Genomic DNA, 20,061 nt, shown 5'->3' with positions numbered 1-20,061 from the left:
CGCCTTTGAGCAGCAGCGCTTTGGCGAGGCGGTGGCGGCCTGGGAGATGATGCTGAAGCTGCTGCCGGCGGGTGACGCCCGGCGGGCGGTGATAGAGCGCAGTATCCGGCTGGCGCAGGAGAAATAATGCCCTGACGGCCCGGTGGCGTGGCGCCACCGGGCCTGGCTTGTTACTGCATTCCGCGTGTTTGTAAAAATAGAATGGTCGCCGCGACGCGTGAGCGCACGTTTAGCTTGCGAAGTAGATTACGAATGTGCACCTTAACCGTCTGCTCAGAAATATTCAGTACTGACGCAATCTGTTTGTTAGAAAGCCCCTGCGCCAGCTCATGCAAGACATCTAACTCTCGTTCGGTCAGGATACTAAAGGGATCTTCCTGCGCGCCAAACCGTTCGCGCTCACGCAGATATTCATTGACCCGATCGCTAAAGACTTTACCGCCGTTAGCGCCTTTGCGAATGGCCTCCAGCAGCACTTCCGGATCGCTATCTTTGAGCAGATAACCGTCGGCGCCGGCGTCGATCAGCGCGTAGATGTCGCTGGCGGAATCCGAGACGGTAAGAATAATAATTTGCGCCGTCACACCATCCCGGCGTAGCGCGTTCAGGGTATCTAACCCGCTCAGACCTTTCATATTCAGATCCAGCAGGATCAGATCGGGCTCAATGCGATTCGCCAGATCGATCGCACTCGCCCCGTCACCCGCTTCGGCAACGACATGAAAAGCCGGGTCCAGTTCCAGTAATTGACGAATACCTCGCCGCATAAGTGGATGGTCGTCCACAATAAGCACCTGAAAAGGTGTTACTTCAGGCATGCTGTATCTCCTGAGTTTTATTAGAATGATTATTGTTTTCAGCGCGGAAATCGTCCAGATTTGCCACATTGTCAAGCGCGTAAATTTTACCCTAATTAGTGCATGGGTAAGTAGTAAAACCTGTGACAGGCGAGTAATTAGCTGAACGATAGAAAGGATAAAACAACCCGTTGTGAGAGAAAACAGAATACTCCCTGAAGTTGAATACTGGTCTGGACGCTTTTTTCGGACAATGTGACATAACAGAAGTGTGGCATATGTTGCTGCGCCCTTGTACCCGTAAGTCCAGACTATCTTTACTGGCAGGAAACTCCTTATTAAAAGTCATAGCGTCTAAAGCTTGTCATTATTAACAAATTATTTTAACTGAATTTATTTATGGTTTTATTAATGTCAATGATATACATCTGAGCAGAACGAATAAACCGCGACATCTGTTAAATTAAATATTAAGTCAATAGCAGAGGTATTTTTATGCGATAAAGAGATTCTGACGATATTCTTATCATAAATGAAAATGTGGTCAGAAATGAGTGTCATTCACTTATAACTTATCCTGGATGTGCCTGAACAACACTCGCGGCGTTTTGAGCACCCGTTGGGGCGACTCAAGGGGAGAACGTAGTGTGGATGCTATATCAGCCGTTTCTGTGAGCGTAAGCGTGGCGTAGAAAATTTTAAATATGTTAGCCGGTTAAAAATAACTATTGACATTGAAATGGTGGTGGAGTGTATATGAAGAGAATATTTATATATCTATTATTACCTTGTGCATTCGCATGTTCTGCTAATGATAATGTTTTTTTTGGCAAGGGCAACAAGCACCAGATCTCTTTTGCTGCGGGAGAAAGTATAAGAAGAGGAGGGGTTGAGCACTTATATACGGCTTTTCTGACATACAGTGAACCCAGCGATTTTTTCTTTTTACAGGCAAGAAATAATCTGGAGTTAGGAGGATTTAAGGCTAAGGGTAGCGATGATTGCAGTAAACATTCTGGCAGCGTTCCCTGTAATAAATATAACCAGGGCGTATTGGGTATCTCGAAGGATGTGGCGCTGGTTCATTTCGCTGGTATCTATACCGGTATTGGTCTGGGGGCTTATATAAAATCTAAGTCGCGAGATGATATGCGTGTCAATTCTGCATTTACCTTTGGAGAAAAAGCGTTTCTTGGCTGGAACTTTGGGGCTTTTTCTACAGAAGCTTATATCCGGCATTTCTCGAATGGATCACTTACGGATAAAAATTCAGGGCATAATTTTGTAGGTGCTTCAATTAGTTATAATTTCTGAAGTTGAATAACAATTAGCGAGTTGCTGGCTGAAGGAGTAATTAATCACCGTACGTTGTCTACAAAACGTGTTGTGAATAGCCGATCGTTATCGACCCTATGGCGACAGGGAGGCTAATTGTTAGCGACAAAGGCGTGGTAGGCCGTTTACCTTACCAGAACGTTTTATTATTGCTGCGACAGATTGCTTACTCATTTACCTGCCACTGCAAACATTTTTTCCAGTATAGGGTGTAGATGCGCTTTTTCTGTTTTAGTACAAACATGGTTTACGTTAGTTGCCTGCATTGACTTTACTGTGACCACTGCACAGGAAAGATGTCCAATCAGTTCATGCAAAATCAGTTCATGCAAAATAACGTCTCTGGCATCAGCTAACTTTTTAATTGTAGGCATAAAAAAACCAGCCCTGACAGGCTGGTTTTCAAGGGGAATTTTGGTCGGCAGCTTCATCCGCAGCATCTGCGGAGAGCAGCGCAGGTACGGCGACCACAAAAGCCGGGGAGGCATCAGCCAGCGCGGCGTCGGCTGACACAGCCAGAACGGCGGCAGCCGCCTCGTCATCAGCATCGGAGGCATCCACCCACGCCGCCGCATCTGATACCAGCGCATCACTGGCAGCGCAAAGCAGAGCTGCAGCCGGAGAATTGGCAACCAGAGCCGAAGAGGCCGCGAAACGGGCCGAGGATATCGCAGACGTGATTTCCCTGGAAGATGCAAGCCTGACGAAAAAAGGTATCGTTAAATTAAGCAGTGCCACGGACAGTGACAGCGAAGCGCTGGCGGCCACACCAAAGGCGGTAAAAACCGTTATGGGTGAGGTACGGACCAAAGCGCCGCTGGACAGCCCGGCATTCACTGGAACGCCGACCACACCGACGCCGCCAGGCGATGCTAAAGGGCTTCAGACAACAAACGCGGAGTTTGTCCGCAAACTGATTGCCGCGCTGGTTGGTTCCGTACTGGAGCCACTGGACACCCTGCAGGAACTGGCTGACGCGTTGGGAAATGATCCGAACTTTGCCACCACGGTACTGAATAAACTGGCGGGCAAGCAGCCGCTGGACGAAACCCTGACGGCGCTGTCAGGAAAAAGTGTTGACGGTCTTATCGAATACGTTGGTTTGCGAGAAACCATAAGTCGTGTCGCCGATGCATTACAAAAATCACAGAATGGCGGCGATATTCCGGACAAGGATTTGTTTGTGCGTCGTATCGGTGCCGCGCGAGCGTTTGATGGCGCAGTTATTATCGGCTGTGATGATAATCCGTGGACGACGGCGGAGTTTATCGTCTGGCTGGAGTCTCAGGGCGCATTCAATCACCCTTACTGGATGTGTCGTGGCTCCTGGTCTTACGCTTATAACAAAATCATCACGGATACTGGCTGCGGTAATATCTGTCTCGCTGGCGCAGTGATTGAGGTAATGGGAGTGCGTGGCGCGATGACTATTCGGGTGACAACGTCCCATTCAGTATCTGGTTGGTGATACGTGGGTGACAGCCCCAAGTGTATAAGAAGGAATAATTATGACAGCGGAAAAAAAATAAAAAGAACAAACAGTTTTTAAATATTAAAAATTTCATTCCGTATGCACCGGAACCAGATGACACATTATTCGCCGATGCGGCGTATCTTAAATCAGAGGATGGTCAGGACTGGTATGGGTGCCAGCAATTATTTTCAGCAGACACGCTGAAAATTACCTACGACGATAACGATGTTATTACGTGTATTACGCGTGATGTTTCCGGGCTGTGGCCTGCTGGCCAGAGCGTTGCAGAGTTGCCTGATACGGATGAAAACCGTCGCGCTGATATTCATGCTGCTGGCAGTTTAAAGACGGTAAAGTCGTTCAAAGGGTTTATTCGCCGGAAGAGCTGCGCAGGCAGGCAGAATCGAAAATTGAACGCCCGGGCGTTGATACCGGATGATCTGATCATCGTGGAAAGCGACCCTGAAAAAATCGACACTTTAGCTGTAAAATGACAGTCCCGCCACCCGGTCATCATAACGGATTTTTCTTCTGCACCTTCTGAAGCCCGCCATGTCAGGACGACCATGAATCCGCCGATAACCTTATTGTGAAATTAAGACCAGGAAGAGATGATGTCTGCCGGACAGATACTATATGTAAATTTATAAAGGTTTTTTGTTATGCCCTTTCATATTGGAAGCGGATGTCTTCCCGCCACCATCAGTAACCGTCGCATTTATCGTATTGCCTGGTCTGATACCCCCCCTGAAATGAGTTCCTGGGAAAAAATGAAGGAATTTTTTTGCTCAACGCACCAGACTGAAGCGCTGGAGTGCATCTGGGCGATTTGTCACCCGCCGGCCGGAACGACGCGGGAGGATATGATCAACAGATTTGAACTGCTCAGGACGCTCGCGTATGCCGGATGGGAGGAAAGCATTCATTCCGGCCAGCACGGGGAAAATTACTTCTGTATTCTGGATGAAGACAGTCAGGAGATATTGTCAGTCACCCTTGATGATGCCGGGAACTATACCGTAAATTGCCAGGGGTACAGTGAAACACATCGCCTCACCCTGGACACAGCACAGGGTGAGGAGGGCACAGGACACGCGGAAGGGGCATCCGGGACATTCAGGACATCCTTCGTCCCTGCCACAACGGCTCCACAGACGCCAGCAGAGTATGATGCTGTCTGGTCAGCGTGGAGAAGGGCTGCACCCGCAGAAGAGTCACGCGGCCGTGCAGCAGTGGTACAGAAAATGCGTGCCTGCCTGAATAATGGCAATGCAGTGCTTAACGTGGGAGAATCAGGTCTTACCACCTTGCCAGACTGTTTACCCGCGCATATTACCACACTGGTTATTCCTGATAATAATCTGACCAGCCTGCCGGCGCTGCCGCCAGAACTGCGGACGCTGGAGGTCTCTGGTAACCAGCTGACTAGCCTGCCGGTGCTGCCGCCAGGACTACTGGAACTGTCGATCTTTAGTAACCCGCTGACCCACCTGCCGGCGCTGCCGTCAGGACTATGTAAGCTGTGGATCTTTGGTAATCAACTGACCAGCCTGCCGGTGTTGCCGCCAGGGCTACAGGAGCTGTCGGTATCTGATAACCAACTGGCCAGCCTGCCGGCGCTGCCGTCAGAATTATGTAAGCTGTGGGCCTATAATAACCAGCTGACCAGCCTGCCGACGTTGCCGTCAGGGCTACAGGAGCTGTCGGTATCTGATAACCAACTGGCCAGCCTGCCGACGCTGCCGTCAGAATTATATAAGCTGTGGGCCTATAATAATCGGCTGACCAGCCTGCCGGCGTTGCCGTCAGGACTGAAGGAGCTGATTGTATCTGGTAACCGGCTGACCAGTCTGCCGGTGCTGCCGTCAGAACTGAAGGAGCTGATGGTATCTGGTAACCGGCTGACCAGCCTGCCGATGCTGCCGTCAGGACTACTGTCGCTGTCGGTCTATCGTAACCAGCTGACCCGCCTGCCGGAAAGTCTCATTCATCTGTCTTCAGAGACAACCGTAAATCTGGAAGGGAACCCACTGTCTGAACGTACTTTGCAGGCGCTGCGGGAGATCACCAGCGCGCCTGGCTATTCAGGCCCCATAATACGATTCGATATGGCGGGAGCCTCCGCCCCCCGGGAAACTCGGGCACTGCACCTGGCGGCCGCTGACTGGCTGGTGCCTGCCCGGGAGGGGGAACCGGCTCCTGCAGACAGATGGCATATGTTCGGACAGGAAGATAACGCCGACGCCTTCAGCCTCTTCCTGGACAGACTGAGTGAGACGGAAAACTTCATAAAGGACGCGGGGTTTAAGGCACAGATATCGTCCTGGCTGGCACAACTGGCTGAAGATGAGGCGTTGAGAGCAAACACCTTTGCTATGGCAACAGAGGCAACCTCAAGCTGCGAGGACCGGGTCACATTTTTTTTGCACCAGATGAAGAACGTACAGCTGGTACATAATGCAGAAAAAGGGCAATACGATAACGATCTCGCGGCGCTGGTTGCCACGGGGCGTGAGATGTTCCGTCTGGGAAAACTGGAACAGATTGCCCGGGAAAAGGTCAGAACGCTGGCTCTCGTTGATGAAATTGAGGTCTGGCTGGCGTATCAGAATAAGCTGAAGAAATCACTCGGGCTGACCAGCGTGACGTCAGAAATGCGTTTCTTTGACGTATCCGGCGTGACGGTTACAGACCTTCAGGACGCGGAGCTTCAGGTGAAAGCCGCTGAAAAAAGCGAGTTCAGGGAGTGGATACTGCAGTGGGGGCCGTTACACAGAGTGCTGGAGCGCAAAGCGCCGGAACGCGTTAACGCGCTTCGTGAAAAGCAAATATCGGATTATGAGGAAACGTACCGGATGCTGTCTGACACAGAGCTGAGACCGTCTGGGCTGGTCGGTAATACCGATGCAGAGCGCACTATCGGAGCAAGAGCGATGGAGAGCGCGAAAAAGACATTTTTGGATGGCCTGCGACCTCTTGTGGAGGAGATGCTGGGGAGCTATCTGAACGTTCAGTGGCGTCGTAACTGATGCACCAGGTGAATGAGGTGCGGTGCGACAAAGATATTCCCGGACGAACAACATCAGACAGTACGGATGATGTACAGGTGAAATAGGGGAGACTTCTTCAGTCAGGGCGCGGCGCAACTTTTTCGATGATAACGCGCCGCGCGCCGGTAGCGAGAAGCCGATGGAAGTACTGGATCACCTGAATGCAAAGAAGGGCTGGGGAAAGCTGTACTTTGCCGGGGAGGGTATCCAGCAACAGTGGGCTATGAAGAGAAACATACTGTCATCCCGATATACCACCCGCTATGAAGACCTGCTTCAGGTTAAGTGACAGGTTTACCCTGATTTTCAAATTTCTGATGTGATGGTGTGCCGCAGCCACATTGTATGCAAGAACGGGCTGCGGCAAACTGGCGATCGTTCGATAGTGCGTGTATTGAATAGTTACCAGTCGTGGCGGATTCTACTGGTTAAGGATGACTAATCAATGTATTTAAGTCATCTGTTCAACTTTTCGCGTTGGAGGGAGCTTGAAGTCAATTTGCAGTGACCTTCGATAGCTATTTCACCATCATTTCACCATTTGCAAATTGGATATATAAAAAAACCAGCCCTGAGAGGCTGGTTTTTAAGGGGAATTTTGGTCGGCACGAGAGGATTTGAACCTCCGACCCCCGACACCCCATGACGGTGCGCTACCAGGCTGCGCTACGTGCCGACTTGTGGGTGCTAATACTACCTCTTTCCAACGCGAATGCAAGGGGAAACGGTGCTAACTGATTTATAATTAATCAGTTAGCGATAAAACGTTTCTCTTCTGTTAGCACTTGCAGCAGCAGACTGAGCTGCGGCTTCTGATCTTTGATCTTCTCGCCGTGTAAGTCATAGGTCTGATAATGACCGTTATTATTGAGCACCAGGGTCATTTGCGGCGTCGTGATTGCCAGCGTACTGCCGTCTGCCGCCGTTACCCAGTTATGACGACGTGGAACGGTAAAGATGTCCTGGCCCTGTGAATATTCGTTCGCTGGCGTGCTGACATGTAACAGGCGTTGCATCAACGTGGTCATCACATCGGTATGATCGGTAAGCACATTAATACGCTGCGCAGGCGTCCCCGGCCAGTGGATCACCAGCGGTACTTGCAGATGACCTTGCGACCAGTCGAAGCGATTTTCTTCCGGCGTCAACGGTATGCCGCGTCCTGCGGTAATGATCACGACAGTATTGTCGAATTTACCGGCCTCTCGCAGCGCGTTCAGAACCCGATTGATTTGCGCATCCACGTCGCTGGCGGCACTGGCGTAACGCTTAACAAAATTTTTCTGGTTACTGTCATCAATGTTAGTACCGTTAAACGATATCCATGAGAACCAGCGGTTATCTTCCTGTGCGTAGCGCCCAAGCCAGTCTATCCACTGGCTGGCCGTTTGCGCATCAGACTGCGTTTGCGCTGCCGGCATCGAGAAATCGGACAGTAATGCCTGACGATAAAGCGGGCTGGCGAAGCCATCCGAAGAAAACAGTCCCAGTTGATAGCCTTGCTGATTCAACGCGGTAATGAGCGCCGCAGGGGTTCTGGTGGATAACACGCCATCCATATAGCCTGGCGATATGCCATAGAACAGGCCGAAAATACCGTTATCAGTGGTATTCCCTGAACTCATATGACGGGTGAAGTCGATGTTTTGCTCGGCAAATGTAGCCAGCTCCGGCATCTGCTTCTCAAAGCGGGAATAGTTCAGGCCGTCTACGGTAATGAGCAGCACATTCTGACCGGTGCCCATATCGCGATAGTGCAAATTGCTGAGCGGGTACTGTACGGAGACCGCTTCCGGATTGCCTTGCTCTACCAGACGGCGCTGATATTCCTGCGCATCCAGCAGACCGTGTTTTTCAAGAAAACGTCGCGCCGTCATCGGATAAGAGAGCGGCAGGTTTGCCCGCTGCATGGTAATCGGCCGGTAAAAATTAGCGTCTGCCCAGATGTAGATAAGATGCGATGCGATAAAGGAGACGAAAAAGAATGCCGCAAGCGGCCTTGCGAAATGGCGACGGCGCGTGAGACTGCGCAGTTTTTGCCAACTCCATGTCGCAAATAGCATCTCAATCAATAAGATAACCGGCACGCTAATAAACATAAGCTGCCAGTCGCGCGCCATTTCGTTCTGGTCAGGGTTGATGACCAGCTCCCAGACAATGGGATTAAGATGCAGGTGAAAACGGGTAAAGACTTCGCTGTCGATAAGCAACAACGTCATACCCGCGGTCGCCAGAATGGCTGATAAAAACCGCATCAGTCGCTGGGACATCACGATAAACGTGAGCGGAAAAAGAATAAGCAAATAGGTGGCGAACACCAGAAAGCTAAAGTGCCCGACAATGCTCAGGTAGGAGTATATGCGACCCGCAAGCGTTGTCGGCCAGTCGGCGACAAACAGGTAACGGCTGCCGAGCAACGTAGCCAACAGTATATTGAACAGAGCGAACCAGTGCCCCCAGCTAACCATCTGGGAGACTTTTTCACGGTAGCGCTGACGATGAGTTACCATACCTGTCGCTTGTTTCTCCGGAGTCGGCTTTTTAGTGCGCGTTGTCTTCGCTAATCGAAGACTGCAAGGCGCGGGCAAAAGAGTTCGCAATCGCCTGGCGTTGAGCCGGCGCAACGCTGGTGTTGATAAGGTTGGTGACCATATTTCCCAGCACCATCAGGGAAAGATCGGTCGGCGCCTTATGTTTTTCCAGTACACTGAGCAGTTCGCTCAGCAGTTGTTCAACATGTTCATCACTATAGCGGGAGAGTTGTGGCATAAATCAAAATCTGTTTGTTCATGAAAGGGCAACATATTACCGTAGCAACAGTTTTTTTTCTGCATTTTTATCCCCTAAATCATTCGCGTTACGGATAACGCCTGAAATGACAGGGCGATTGCTTGCGTCTTCCGGCAGGCGGTGGTTGAATACCGCCCGGTCTTAAAGGAGAGTTTATCATGAGTCTGGATATCAACCAGATTGCCCTGCACCAGCTTATCAAGCGCGATGAGCAAAATCTTGAGCTGGTCTTGCGCGATTCATTGCTGGAGCCGACAACCACCGTTGTCGAGATGGTGGCTGAACTGCATCGGGTCTATAGCGCCAAGAATAAGGCGTATGGCCTGTTTAATGAAGAGAGTGAACTGGCGCAAGCGCTGCGGTTGCAACGTCAGGGGGAAGAAGATTTTCTTGCTTTTAGCCGGGCGGCGACCGGACGCCTGCGTGACGAACTGGCGAAATATCCCTTTGCGGACGGCGGCATTGTATTGTTCTGCCATTATCGTTACCTGGCGGTGGAGTATCTGCTGGTTACGGTACTGAACAACCTGAGCAGTATGCGGGTCAATGAAAATCTGGACATTAACCCGACGCATTATCTTGATATTAACCATGCGGATATCGTGGCGCGTATCGATCTTACCGAGTGGGAAACTAATCCGCAATCGACCCGCTACCTGACGTTTCTCAAAGGTCGGGTAGGGCGCAAGGTCGCTGACTTCTTTATGGATTTCCTCGGCGCCAGCGAAGGGTTGAACGCCAAAGCGCAGAATCGCGGCCTGTTGCAGGCAGTGGATGATTTCACCGCAGAAGCGCAGTTGGATAAAGCAGAACGTCAGAACGTGCGTCAGCAGGTGTACAGCTACTGCAACGAGCAGTTACAAGCCGGGGAAGAGATTGAGCTGGAATCACTGTCTAAAGAGCTTTCCGGCGTCAGTGAAGTCAGCTTCAGCGAATTTACCGCCGAAAAAGGCTATGAGCTGGAAGAGAGCTTCCCGGCGGATCGCAGTACGCTGCGCCAGCTAACCAAATATGCCGGCAGCGGCGGCGGGTTAACGATTAACTTTGATGCGATGCTACTGGGCGAGCGGATTTTCTGGGACCCGGCGACCGATACCCTGACTATCAAAGGGACGCCGCCGAATCTGCGCGACCAGTTGCAGCGACGCACGTCGGGCGGGAAATAAAGGCATACGACATAAAAGGACGCCGTAGTGAGTAAAGGAATACGACAGAAGCCGCCTGTTAATTTCAGTTTATTTCGGCAGATTTTGTATGCGCACATTGTCGCATTTTTGATGATGTTGGTGCTCGGCATGGTGTTCACCGTTCTCTCGTTGGTACTGTTTTATACTTATGGCGCCAACTGGTTACTGAGCTTGTTCATATGCCCGCTGTTCTTGTTAAGTGGTTTATTCATTACTGGATTTGCTTTTAAATCAACCTGGTCCAGCATACGTTACTATTACGACAAGGGGCAGTTGAAACGGTATGGACTCAATCTTGATGCAACTTTGACGCATAAAGAGAAGGTGGAAATACGCATCGATAATGCAAAGCGTCAAGTGCGTGTAGATGAACTGGAGCTCCATGTCTTATTTGATTTTCAGTTTGATAGCAAGACATGGAGCTGCGGCGACTTACTGACCAATGAAAAGGTATTTGATGCGTTGAATGACGGGCAAACTATACCAATACGAATTTTGCCATGGAAACCGGAAAGTGCCAGCGTTCGTCAACGGGCATTATTCAATCGGCTTAAAGGTATGAATACCGCGGCGGAAACTACAGATCCTCGATTAGGGGAGGCGCTAATTGAATATGGCGAGGTGTAAGAAAGCAGAAAAGCAAAGTGGGTTCTCGTTGCTCTGCATGTCGTCAAATTCAATTAAACGCATAAAAAAACCCCGCCGGGGCGGGGTTTTTCTTCAACTTCCAGGCGATTACGCGCGAACGAAGTCGATGTGAGTCAGCTTCGGTTTGTAAGCGTGACGCTGTACAGCCTGAGCTTTAACTTTTACTTCTTTACCGTCAACAACGAGGGTCAGAACTTCGCTGTAGAATTCAGCTTTAGCTTGCATGTTCATCACCTGGTCGTGGTCCAGTTCGATAGCAATCGGGGCTTCAGAACCGCCGTAGATGATTGCCGGGAACTTGTTAGCGGCGCGCAGGCGGCGGCTCGCACCCTTACCCTGCTCTTTACGTACTTCTGCGTTGATAGTAAACATTTAAATCTCTCTTTAATAATTCCTGCTACAGGCGACCCAGCAACAGGTAAGTGATCTGCTTTGCGTATGCAAAGGCGGGCGGGATTCTATACTCAAATCGCCGTTACATCAATGAAAAGTACAATTAACCACGTAATTCGTGCGCCCGGCGGAAGCGGCCTTCATAGTCGAACACTTTTTCACGCACCTGCCAGTACTGGCCTTTCATCCGCGCGACCACAAAATCGGGATGCCGCAACAGCGCCTGCTGCGCGACAATATCCGCCGCCGTGATCCAGCGTAAAGGAACGCCAGGCGTGCGCGTATGCGGGCGAATAAATAGCTGTTCGAAAGCGGTACGCTGGGCGGGCGTGTGCAAGCGGAAGCGCTCACTGACATCCGCGCCGTCCTCGTCATAGTAAGTGATTTTCAGCCATTCGCCTTTCTCATCCTGCCCATGCTGCATCGTCATTCCGCTACAGCGCAGGACTAACGCATCCTTGAGCCTGAGCGCCGCTTTTAACATATCGTCCGGGTCGACCAGAATAGCGTCACATTCCCGGCAGCGTCGGGCGGCAATATCGTTTTCGGCATTACACTGCGGGCAGTTTTTGAAGCGAAAGCGAAAATCGCACTGCTCGCGATGGCCGTCGTCATCCTCAAACCAGCCCTGGCAGCGACGGCCAAAGTGTTCAATCAGCGTGCCGTCGGCAGTGGTTTTCCCCCAGAAGGTGTTGGCAAAGCCGCAGGCCGGGCAAAATACCTGGACAGGGACGTTATCGCTTTTTCCCTTCGGGCTACCGACCTCCGGGGCATACAGGTCGTGCGGGTTGCCTGCGTAATCAAGAATCAGGCAATCGGTCTTTCCCGGCGCAAGGCGCAGACCACGCCCGACAATTTGTTGGTAAAGACTAACTGACTCCGTGGGACGTAGAATCGCGATGAGATCAACGTGTGGGGCGTCAAAGCCGGTGGTCAGCACCGAGACGTTAACCAGATAGCGAAAACGCTGCGCCTTGAAATTATCAATCAGCGCGTCGCGCTCGGGCCCTGGCGTATCGCCGGTAATCAGCGCCGCGTCGTCCGCCGGAAGCAGACCGACAATCTCTTTCGCATGTTCGACCGTGGCGGCGAAAATCATCACGCCTTTGCGCGTTTGCGCAAATTCCATAATCTGGCTGATGATGTGCGGCGTAATCCGCTGCTGCTTTTTCAGCTCGCGGTTCAGGTCGGCTTCGCTGAACAGCCCATTGCTTTGGGCCTGCAGGCGGCTGAAATCGTATTGGACCACTGGCATATCAAGCCGCTCAGGCGGCGTCAGATAGCCGTGTTTAATCATATAGCGCAGCGGCAGTTCATAAATACAGTCGCGAAACAGAGCGTTGTCGTTGCCGCGCACCATACCGTGATAATGAAATTGATAAATCCAGCCTTTTCCGAGGCGAAAAGGCGTGGCGGTGAGTCCAAGCAGACGTAAGTGAGGATTAACTTTACTCAAGTGAGTGAGGATTTGCTGATACTGACTGTCTTCATCGTCACCGATGCGGTGGCATTCATCGACAATCAACAGCGAAAACTCCTCCTGGAAGGCGTCAAGATTACGCGCCACCGACTGTACGCTGCCGAACACGACTTTGCCCTGACTCTCTTTACGTTTGAGTCCGGCGGCGAAAATATCTGCTTCCAGCCCCAGCGCGCAATATTTGGCGTGGTTCTGCGCGACCAGCTCTTTCACATGCGCCAGCACCAGTACCCGTCCGCGGGCGACGCGCGCCAGTTCGGCGATCACCAGGCTTTTACCTGCGCCGGTCGGCAGAACAATCACGGCGGGCGTACGGTGGCGGCGAAAGTGGCTGAGCGTGGCGTCTACGGCTTCTTGCTGGTAGGGGCGGAGTGTAAAAATCATGGTCTCACTACGTTAAACGGTTCCGGGAATAGTATGCCATGAATCATTTCCCTTGAGGGATATAGTTAGCCCGCTATACTGAGCGGATAGCAATTCCCTTTTTTCGGGTAGAATGCCCGATTTCCGTATTATTACAGGCTAAATCACACACATGCGACTTGATAAATTTATCGCTCAGCAGCTTGGCGTCAGCCGCGCTATTGCCGGGCGTGAAATTCGTGGTAACCGCGTTACCGTCGATGGCGACATCATTAAAAATGCGGCCTTCAAACTGCTCCCGGAACATGCGGTTGCGTATGACGGCAATCCCTTAGCGCAGCAACACGGGCCACGCTATTTTATGCTTAACAAGCCGCAGGGATACGTTTGTTCAACCGATGATCCCGATCATCCAACGGTACTGTATTTCCTGGATGAGCCGGTGGCGTATAAGCTGCATGCCGCAGGACGTCTGGATATCGATACTACCGGTCTGGTGTTAATGACAGATGACGGTCAGTGGTCGCACCGCATTACGTCGCCGCGCCATCACTGTGAAAAAACCTATCTGGTGACCCTGGAGTCGCCGGTGGCCGACGATACGGCAGCGCAATTTGCGAAAGGCGTGCAGTTGCATAATGAAAAAGATCTCACTAAACCCGCTACGCTGGAGGTGATAACGCCTGTGCAGGTCCGTTTGACCATCAGCGAAGGCCGTTATCATCAGGTGAAGCGGATGTTTGCCGCAGTAGGCAATCGCGTTGTGGAACTGCACCGCGAACGGATTGGCGCCATTACGCTGGATGAGAATCTGGCTCCCGGCGAGTACCGCCCGTTGACTGAAGAAGAAATCGCCAGCGTCGGCTAACTATCTCGTTAAATTCAGGAGTTCGATGTGACCACCCGGCAGCACTCTTCCTTTGCCATTGTCTTTATCCTTGGCCTGTTGGCCATGTTAATGCCGCTGTCGATTGATATGTATCTTCCTGCGCTGCCGGTGATTTCTGCGCAATTCGGCGTGCCTGCCGGTAGCGCGCAGATGACGCTCAGCACCTATATTCTGGGGTTTGCGCTGGGTCAGCTTATCTATGGACCGATGGCGGATAGCCTCGGGCGTAAGCCGGTCATCCTGGGCGGGACGCTGGTATTTGCTGCTGCGGCGGTCGCCTGTGCGTTGGCGCAGACTATCGATCAACTGATCGTGATGCGTTTCTTTCACGGTTTGGCGGCTGCGGCGGCAAGCGTCGTCATCAATGCGCTGATGCGGGATATTTATCCAAAGGAAGAGTTTTCGCGCATGATGTCATTTGTCATGCTGGTCACTACGATAGCGCCGTTAATGGCGCCCATTGTCGGCGGCTGGGTGTTGGTATGGTTAAGCTGGCACTATATCTTCTGGATACTGGCCATTGCGGCGATTCTGGCGTCAGTCATGATCTTTGCTCTGATTAAAGAGACGCTGCCCGTTGAGCGGCGTCAGCCTTTTCATATTCGTACCACAATAGGTAACTTTGCGGCGTTGTTTCGCCACAAACGCGTACTGAGCTATATGCTGGCGAGCGGGTTTAGTTTTGCCGGTATGTTCTCTTTTTTGAGCGCGGGGCCGTTTGTCTATATCGAAATTAATCATGTTCCGCCGCAGCATTTCGGCTACTACTTCGCGTTGAACATCGTATTTCTGTTTGTGATGACGATTATCAACAGCCGTTTTGTCAGACGGGTAGGGGCGCTAAACATGTTTCGGGCCGGGCTATGGATTCAGTTTGCGATGGCGGTGTGGATGGTTTTCAGCGCGCTGATGGGCATTGGATTCTGGGCGCTGGTGGTCGGCGTTGCGGCGTTTGTCGGCTGTGTGTCGATGGTTTCGTCCAATGCGATGGCGGTCATTTTGGATGAGTTTCCGCATATGGCCGGAACGGCGTCTTCGTTGGCGGGCACTTTCCGCTTTGGTATTGGCGCTATCGTCGGCGCGTTGCTGTCGCTGGCTACCTTTACCAGTGCGTGGCCGATGATTTGGTCGATTGCGCTTTGCGCCGCCTGTTCCATTCTGTTTTATCTCTACGCCAGCCGTCCCAAAAAACGGTGACGGGCGCGCTGTCCCTCAATGGCGCCGAAGAATGCGCAGGCGGCGTTGGGGGACGCTATCCGCTACACGATGGCAAAGCCAAACGGCTTTCATAGTTGATGTATATCAATTACCAATTCATCATTTTCCTCCTTTATGTTTATTTTATGTAAAATCCATTTATGTAAAAAGTCACATCATTGTAGTTAAAAAGGTTGAGTTAGATCGCAGAAACGGGTACATATAGCCCGCCGCTATCTCCGCGTCGGTAAAACTATTTTAACTCCCGCTTGCTGTAGAGCCACTGACGGAGAGAAGGGCGTTAGCAATCTGTTTAAGGACGGGTTGTCAATGATGTGTTAATATAAATGTAAGTAAATTGTGAAGTAATTGTGCTTCCGGGGAAAGAAAGTGAATACATTACAGCTCTCAATTGTTCACCGTCTGCCGCAAAACTATCGCTGGTCGGCGGGTTTTGCGGGGTCAAAGGTTGAACCGATTCCGCAAAACGGGCAGAGCACCGAGAATAGTCTGGTGGCGCTTAAACTGTTGAGTCCGGCAGGCGATAGCGCGTGGTCAGTGATGCATAAGCTCAGCCAGGCGCTAAGCGATATTGAAGTTCCTTGCTCCGTGCTTGAGTGCGAAGGGGAACCGTGCCTGTTCGTTAATCGTCAGGATGAGTTTGCCGCCACCTGTCGGCTGAAAAATTTCGGCGTGGCGATAGCGGAACCTTTTTCTAACAATAATCCTTTTTAGGCGTCAGCTTAACGCGAGTAGCTGACGCGTATAGGCCTGTTGCGGTGCGGTAAACACGCGCTCGCATTGCCCCTGTTCAACCACCTCCCCCTGCCGCAGCACGATAACCTGATGGCACAGCGCGCGTACTACATGCAGATCGTGGCTAATGAAGATATAGGCCAGACGGTGCTTTTGCTGGAGCGATTTCAGGAGGGCAAGAATCTGCGCCTGAACGGTTTTATCCAGCGATGAGGTCGGTTCATCCAGAATAATAAGCGACGGTTTTAAAATCAGCGCCCTGGCGACGGCGATACGTTGACGCTGGCCGCCGGAAAACTCAGCGGGGTAACGATGCCGCGTTTCCGGGTCCAGGCCGACTTCCATCATGACCGCTTTCACCTGCTGTTCGCGCTGCGCGCCTGAAAGCGTAGGCTGGTGGACGCGCAGGCCTTCTTCGATAATTTGCAACACGTTTAAACGCGGGTTTAGCGATGAGTTCGGGTCCTGGAATACGACCTGGATATGGTGGCGAACAGGTAAAAGCTGGCGGCGGTTTAACGTATCCAGCGATTGACCGTCAAACACGATGCGGCCTTCGGAGCGGATAAGCCGTAACAGCGCCAGACCGGTGGTACTTTTTCCCGATCCTGACTCGCCGACCAGACCCAGCGTTTCGCCTGGATGCAGGGTGAAACTGATATTGTTAACCACCACATTATGATCCACGACGCGCTTCAGAATGCCTTTGCGGATCGGGAAGGCGACGCGCAGCCTGTCCACCTCCAGCAACGGCGTCTGCCCGGCGGGGAGCGGAACCGGATCGCCTGTGGGTTCGCTGTTGAGTAGTTTTTGCGTGTACGGATGGGTCGGCGCGGAGAGCAGCGTGTCGGCGCGTTGGTTCTCTACGCACTTGCCGTGTTGCATTACCGCCACCGAATCCGCCAGTTTTTTTACAATGCTGAGGTTATGGGTGATAAACAGCAATCCCATATTGAGCTCGCGCTGGAGTTCCCGCAGTAGAGATAAAATCTGCGCCTGTACGGAGACGTCGAGGGCGGTGGTCGGCTCATCGGCGATCAGTAATTCCGGCCGTGTTAACAGCGCCATGGCTATCATGACGCGCTGGCGTTCGCCGCCGGAAAGCTGATGCGGATAATCGCGCAGACGCTGGCTCGCCTGGCGGATACCGACCCGATCCAGACAACCGATCATCTCCGCTCTTGCCGCCTCCCGACGCATTCCCCGATGGAGCGACAGCACTTCATAGAGCTGTTTTTCCAGCGTATGCAGTGGGTTAAGTGAAACCATCGGTTCCTGAAAAATCATGGCGATTTTATTGCCGCGCACGCCGCGTAGCGTCTGCTCGCTGGCATGAAGCAATGATTCGCCGTGAAAGCGAATATCGCCGGAGAGGTAGACGGCGGGAGGGGTAGGCAAAAGACGCAGAATGGAAAGCGCCGTCACGCTTTTCCCTGACCCGGACTCGCCGACCAGCGCCAGCGTTTCCCCGGCGTTCACCTGTAACGAAATGGCGTTAACGACAGGACGCACGTGCTGTTGCTGACGGAAACCTACCGATAAATTTTCAATCGCAAGCAATGGAGATGTCATCTTATACCGCCTTAGCAGGATCAAAGGCGTCGCGTACCGCTTCGCCGATAAAAATCAGCAGCGATAGCAGAATGGCGACAGACAGAAAGGCGGCGATCCCCAGCCAGGGAGCCTGTAAGTTGTTTTTCCCCTGTAAAAGAAGTTCGCCGAGAGAAGGGGAGCCAAGCGGCAGACCGAATCCCAGAAAATCCAGCGACGTCAGGGTGGTGATGGAGCTACATAAAATGAACGGTAAAAATGTCAGGGTAGCGACCATCGCATTAGGCAACATATGGCGCAGGATAATGTCCCGATCGCTGACGCCAAGCGCCTGCGCGGCGCGGATATAGTCAAAATTGCGGGTCCGTAAAAACTCGGCGCGCACTACGCCCACCAGACTCATCCAGCCAAACAGTACGGTTATGGCCAGCAACCACCAGAAGTTAGGCTGCACTACGCTGGAAAGTAAAATAATCAGAAACAGGGTCGGCATCCCCGACCAGACTTCGATGAGACGTTGTCCCCATAAATCGACTTTGCCGCCATAATAGCCCTGTAGCGCGCCCGCCAGTACGCCCATGACGCTGGAGCAAATCGTTAACATCAGGCCGAATAAAATAGAAATGCGGGTGCCGTACAGGATGCGGGCGAAAACGTCGCCGCCATTCGCATCGGTGCCCAGCCAGTTTTTCGCCGAAGGCGGGGAGGGGAAAGGCTGCGTGGTGGCAAAATTAATGGTATTGGCGCCAAAGCGTACGGGGGCCCACAACACCCAGCCCCGATTCTCAAGCTGCCGTTGTAGCCATGGGTCCTGATAGTCTGCCGTTGTCGCCAGCGGGCCGCCGAAATCGCGCTCGCTGTAATTTTTTACCAGCGGAAAATACCACTGGCCTTCATAGCGCACCAGCAATGGCTTATCGTTAGCAATCAGTTCCGCGCATAAGCTCAGGCTGAACACGACCAGGAAAATCCATAGTGACCAGTAGCCCCGGCGATTATGGCGGAAACGCGCCCAGCGGGCCTGATTGACCGGGCTTAATCGCGGCATTATCGTCCCTCAAAATCAATGCGTGGATCGACCAGCGTATAGCTGATATCGCTCAGGATATTCAGTAATAAGCCAATCAGGGTAAAGATATAAAGCGTGCCGAACATCACCGGATAGTCGCGCGAAACGGTTGCTTCATAACCCAGCAGCCCCAGGCCGTTGAGCGAGAACATGACTTCAATTAGCAACGAGCCGGTGAAAAACATACTGATAAAAGTGGCGGGAAACCCGGCGATCACCAGCAGCATGGCGTTACGAAAAACATGTTTCCAGAGAATGTTTTTTTCACTCACGCCTTTAGCGCGAGCGGTAACGACATACTGTTTACGCACCTCGTCGAGAAACGAATTTTTCGTCAGCATCGTCAGGGCGGCAAAACCGCCGATGACGGTTGCCAACACCGGTAGCGTAATATGCCACAAATAATCGGTGATTTTCTGGTACCACGGTAACGTGTCAAAGTTGGCGGAGACCAGGCCACGTAGCGGAAAGATATCGTAGTAGCTGCCGCCGGCAAAAAAGACGATTAATAAAATAGCGAACAGAAAGGCGGGGATCGCATAACCAATAATGATAAACGCGCTGCTCCACACATCAAAGCGACTGCCGTTATGGACGGCTTTGCGGATCCCCAGCGGGATAGACACCAGATAAATAATCAGCGTGCTCCATAATCCCAGGGTAATGGAGACGGGAAGGCTATCTTTGATCAGCGTTAGTACGGATGCGCTGCGAAACAGACTGTCGCCGAAGTCAAAAGAGAGATAGTCCCGTAGCATCTTGAAATAACGCTCATGCAGCGGTTTGTCGAAGCCGTAGCGATGGGTGATCTCCGCGATCACCTCCGGATCGAGTCCCCGGCCGCCGCGATAATGGCTGTCGCTGATATTGCCGACGCCGGTTTGCGCATGACTGGCGCGAACGCCTTCGCCGCTGGCGCCGGGCAACGCGCCGCCCTGGCCAAATTCAATCGCGGCAATCGCCTGATCGACAGGGCCGCCGGGAGCGATCTGCACGATAAAAAAGTTAATGGTAATAATGGCCCATAGCGTGGGGATCACCAGTAACAGACGGCGGATAAGATAGGCGCCCATTGATTCTTA

Annotated in this window: 18 protein-coding genes, 1 tRNA gene and 3 pseudogenes; 10 read left to right on the top strand and 12 right to left on the bottom strand. The window is 52.1% G+C overall.

Features of this window, described 5'->3' with window-relative positions; translation table 11 throughout:
* Positions 1 to 127: pseudogene (locus J4650_RS05995) on the top strand (cytochrome C biogenesis protein); the annotation flags it as partial.
* A 43-nt stretch (positions 128 to 170) separates the two neighbouring features.
* Here J4650_RS05995 and narP read toward each other — a convergent pair.
* Positions 171 to 818 (bottom strand): nitrate/nitrite response regulator protein NarP, encoded by a 648-nt coding sequence (narP, locus tag J4650_RS05990; RefSeq protein ID WP_001115498.1) that lies wholly within the window; start codon positions 816 to 818, stop codon positions 171 to 173.
* A 729-nt stretch (positions 819 to 1,547) separates the two neighbouring features.
* Between narP and pagL the strand changes: the two genes are divergently transcribed.
* Positions 1,548 to 2,111 carry a lipid A 3-O-deacylase PagL gene (gene pagL, locus J4650_RS05985; protein WP_000281877.1) on the top strand — a complete coding sequence of 188 codons (564 nt, stop codon included), beginning with the start codon at positions 1,548 to 1,550 and terminating at the stop codon, positions 2,109 to 2,111.
* A gap of 191 nt (positions 2,112 to 2,302) precedes the next feature.
* Here the strand turns inward: pagL and J4650_RS05980 are convergent, their stop codons facing one another.
* Both J4650_RS05980 and J4650_RS05975 read right to left on the bottom strand, forming a co-directional pair.
* A complete protein-coding gene (locus J4650_RS05980) occupies positions 2,303 to 2,506 on the bottom strand; it encodes a virulence protein MsgA (protein WP_001653202.1) in 204 nt (67 codons plus the stop codon).
* Positions 2,507 to 2,534: 28 nt separating this feature from the next.
* Positions 2,535 to 2,693 carry a hypothetical protein gene (locus tag J4650_RS05975; protein ID WP_000340080.1) on the bottom strand — a complete coding sequence of 53 codons (159 nt, stop codon included), beginning with the start codon at positions 2,691 to 2,693 and terminating at the stop codon, positions 2,535 to 2,537.
* A 115-nt stretch (positions 2,694 to 2,808) separates the two neighbouring features.
* Here J4650_RS05975 and J4650_RS05970 point away from each other — a divergent pair, with 115 nt between their 5' ends.
* From J4650_RS05970 to J4650_RS05955, 3 genes and pseudogenes are all read left to right on the top strand, one after another.
* Positions 2,809 to 3,600, top strand: a complete 792-nt coding sequence (locus J4650_RS05970) for a tail fiber protein (RefSeq protein ID WP_024147573.1) — start codon at positions 2,809 to 2,811, stop codon at positions 3,598 to 3,600.
* A gap of 668 nt (positions 3,601 to 4,268) precedes the next feature.
* The gene (sspH2, locus tag J4650_RS05960) at positions 4,269 to 6,635 is read left to right on the top strand and encodes an SPI-2 type III secretion system effector E3 ubiquitin transferase SspH2 (protein WP_023993397.1); all 2,367 of its coding nucleotides are present in this window, start codon (positions 4,269 to 4,271) and stop codon (positions 6,633 to 6,635) included.
* A gap of 12 nt (positions 6,636 to 6,647) precedes the next feature.
* Positions 6,648 to 6,945, top strand: a pseudogene (locus J4650_RS05955) (DUF4113 domain-containing protein); the annotation flags it as partial.
* Between the two features lie 256 nt (positions 6,946 to 7,201).
* On the opposite strand, the pseudogene J4650_RS22765 reads toward J4650_RS05955, so the two are convergent.
* From J4650_RS22765 to J4650_RS05940, 4 genes and pseudogenes are all read right to left on the bottom strand, one after another.
* A pseudogene (locus tag J4650_RS22765) lies at positions 7,202 to 7,300 on the bottom strand (hypothetical protein); the annotation flags it as partial.
* A tRNA-Pro gene (locus tag J4650_RS05950) sits at positions 7,256 to 7,332 on the bottom strand. The gene J4650_RS05950 and the pseudogene J4650_RS22765, both read right to left, overlap by 45 nt.
* Before the next feature lie 73 nt (positions 7,333 to 7,405).
* Positions 7,406 to 9,166, bottom strand: a complete 1,761-nt coding sequence (gene yejM / locus J4650_RS05945; RefSeq protein WP_000256150.1) for an LPS biosynthesis-modulating metalloenzyme YejM — start codon at positions 9,164 to 9,166, stop codon at positions 7,406 to 7,408.
* 31 nt (positions 9,167 to 9,197) lie between these two features.
* The gene (locus J4650_RS05940; RefSeq protein ID WP_001135904.1) at positions 9,198 to 9,425 is read right to left on the bottom strand and encodes a YejL family protein; all 228 of its coding nucleotides are present in this window, start codon (positions 9,423 to 9,425) and stop codon (positions 9,198 to 9,200) included.
* A 179-nt stretch (positions 9,426 to 9,604) separates the two neighbouring features.
* Here J4650_RS05940 and yejK point away from each other — a divergent pair, with 179 nt between their 5' ends.
* The gene (gene yejK, locus J4650_RS05935) at positions 9,605 to 10,612 is read left to right on the top strand and encodes a nucleoid-associated protein YejK (RefSeq protein ID WP_000050806.1); all 1,008 of its coding nucleotides are present in this window, start codon (positions 9,605 to 9,607) and stop codon (positions 10,610 to 10,612) included.
* Between the two features lie 27 nt (positions 10,613 to 10,639).
* Positions 10,640 to 11,260 carry a hypothetical protein gene (locus tag J4650_RS05930; protein ID WP_023994321.1) on the top strand — a complete coding sequence of 207 codons (621 nt, stop codon included), beginning with the start codon at positions 10,640 to 10,642 and terminating at the stop codon, positions 11,258 to 11,260.
* 108 nt (positions 11,261 to 11,368) lie between these two features.
* Here the strand turns inward: J4650_RS05930 and rplY are convergent, their stop codons facing one another.
* Positions 11,369 to 11,653, bottom strand: coding sequence for a 50S ribosomal protein L25 (rplY, locus tag J4650_RS05925; protein WP_000494192.1), 285 nt, complete (start codon positions 11,651 to 11,653; stop codon positions 11,369 to 11,371).
* A 124-nt stretch (positions 11,654 to 11,777) separates the two neighbouring features.
* Positions 11,778 to 13,538, bottom strand: coding sequence for a DEAD/DEAH box helicase (locus tag J4650_RS05920; protein WP_000578121.1), 1,761 nt, complete (start codon positions 13,536 to 13,538; stop codon positions 11,778 to 11,780).
* Positions 13,539 to 13,689: 151 nt separating this feature from the next.
* On the opposite strand from J4650_RS05920, the gene rsuA reads away from it, so the two are divergent.
* From rsuA to J4650_RS05905, 3 genes are all read left to right on the top strand, one after another.
* The gene (rsuA, locus tag J4650_RS05915; RefSeq protein WP_001234836.1) at positions 13,690 to 14,385 is read left to right on the top strand and encodes a 16S rRNA pseudouridine(516) synthase RsuA; all 696 of its coding nucleotides are present in this window, start codon (positions 13,690 to 13,692) and stop codon (positions 14,383 to 14,385) included.
* Between the two features lie 27 nt (positions 14,386 to 14,412).
* Positions 14,413 to 15,603 (top strand): Bcr/CflA family multidrug efflux MFS transporter, encoded by a 1,191-nt coding sequence (locus J4650_RS05910; protein WP_023993396.1) that lies wholly within the window; start codon positions 14,413 to 14,415, stop codon positions 15,601 to 15,603.
* Between the two features lie 390 nt (positions 15,604 to 15,993).
* Positions 15,994 to 16,338, top strand: a complete 345-nt coding sequence (locus J4650_RS05905; protein WP_001094639.1) for a YejG family protein — start codon at positions 15,994 to 15,996, stop codon at positions 16,336 to 16,338.
* A 3-nt stretch (positions 16,339 to 16,341) separates the two neighbouring features.
* Here J4650_RS05905 and yejF read toward each other — a convergent pair whose 3' ends face one another.
* From yejF to J4650_RS05890, 3 genes are read right to left on the bottom strand one after another with little or no spacing between them, the layout of a single operon-like run.
* A complete protein-coding gene (yejF, locus tag J4650_RS05900) occupies positions 16,342 to 17,931 on the bottom strand; it encodes a microcin C ABC transporter ATP-binding protein YejF (protein WP_023243077.1) in 1,590 nt (529 codons plus the stop codon).
* Position 17,932: 1 nt separating this feature from the next.
* Positions 17,933 to 18,958: an ABC transporter permease gene (locus J4650_RS05895; RefSeq protein WP_001137761.1), complete on the bottom strand. Its 1,026-nt coding sequence runs from the start codon at positions 18,956 to 18,958 to the stop codon at positions 17,933 to 17,935.
* A complete protein-coding gene (locus J4650_RS05890; RefSeq protein WP_000501623.1) occupies positions 18,958 to 20,052 on the bottom strand; it encodes a microcin C ABC transporter permease YejB in 1,095 nt (364 codons plus the stop codon). Before J4650_RS05890 ends, J4650_RS05895 begins: the two co-directional genes overlap by 1 nt.
* Between the last annotated feature and the right edge of the window lie 9 nt (positions 20,053 to 20,061).

This window comes from Salmonella sp. 32120201201600049SM (assembly GCF_017572835.1).
Classification (GTDB): Bacteria; Pseudomonadota; Gammaproteobacteria; order Enterobacterales; family Enterobacteriaceae; genus Salmonella; species Salmonella enterica.
This window is presented reverse-complemented; position numbering and strand designations above follow the sequence as displayed.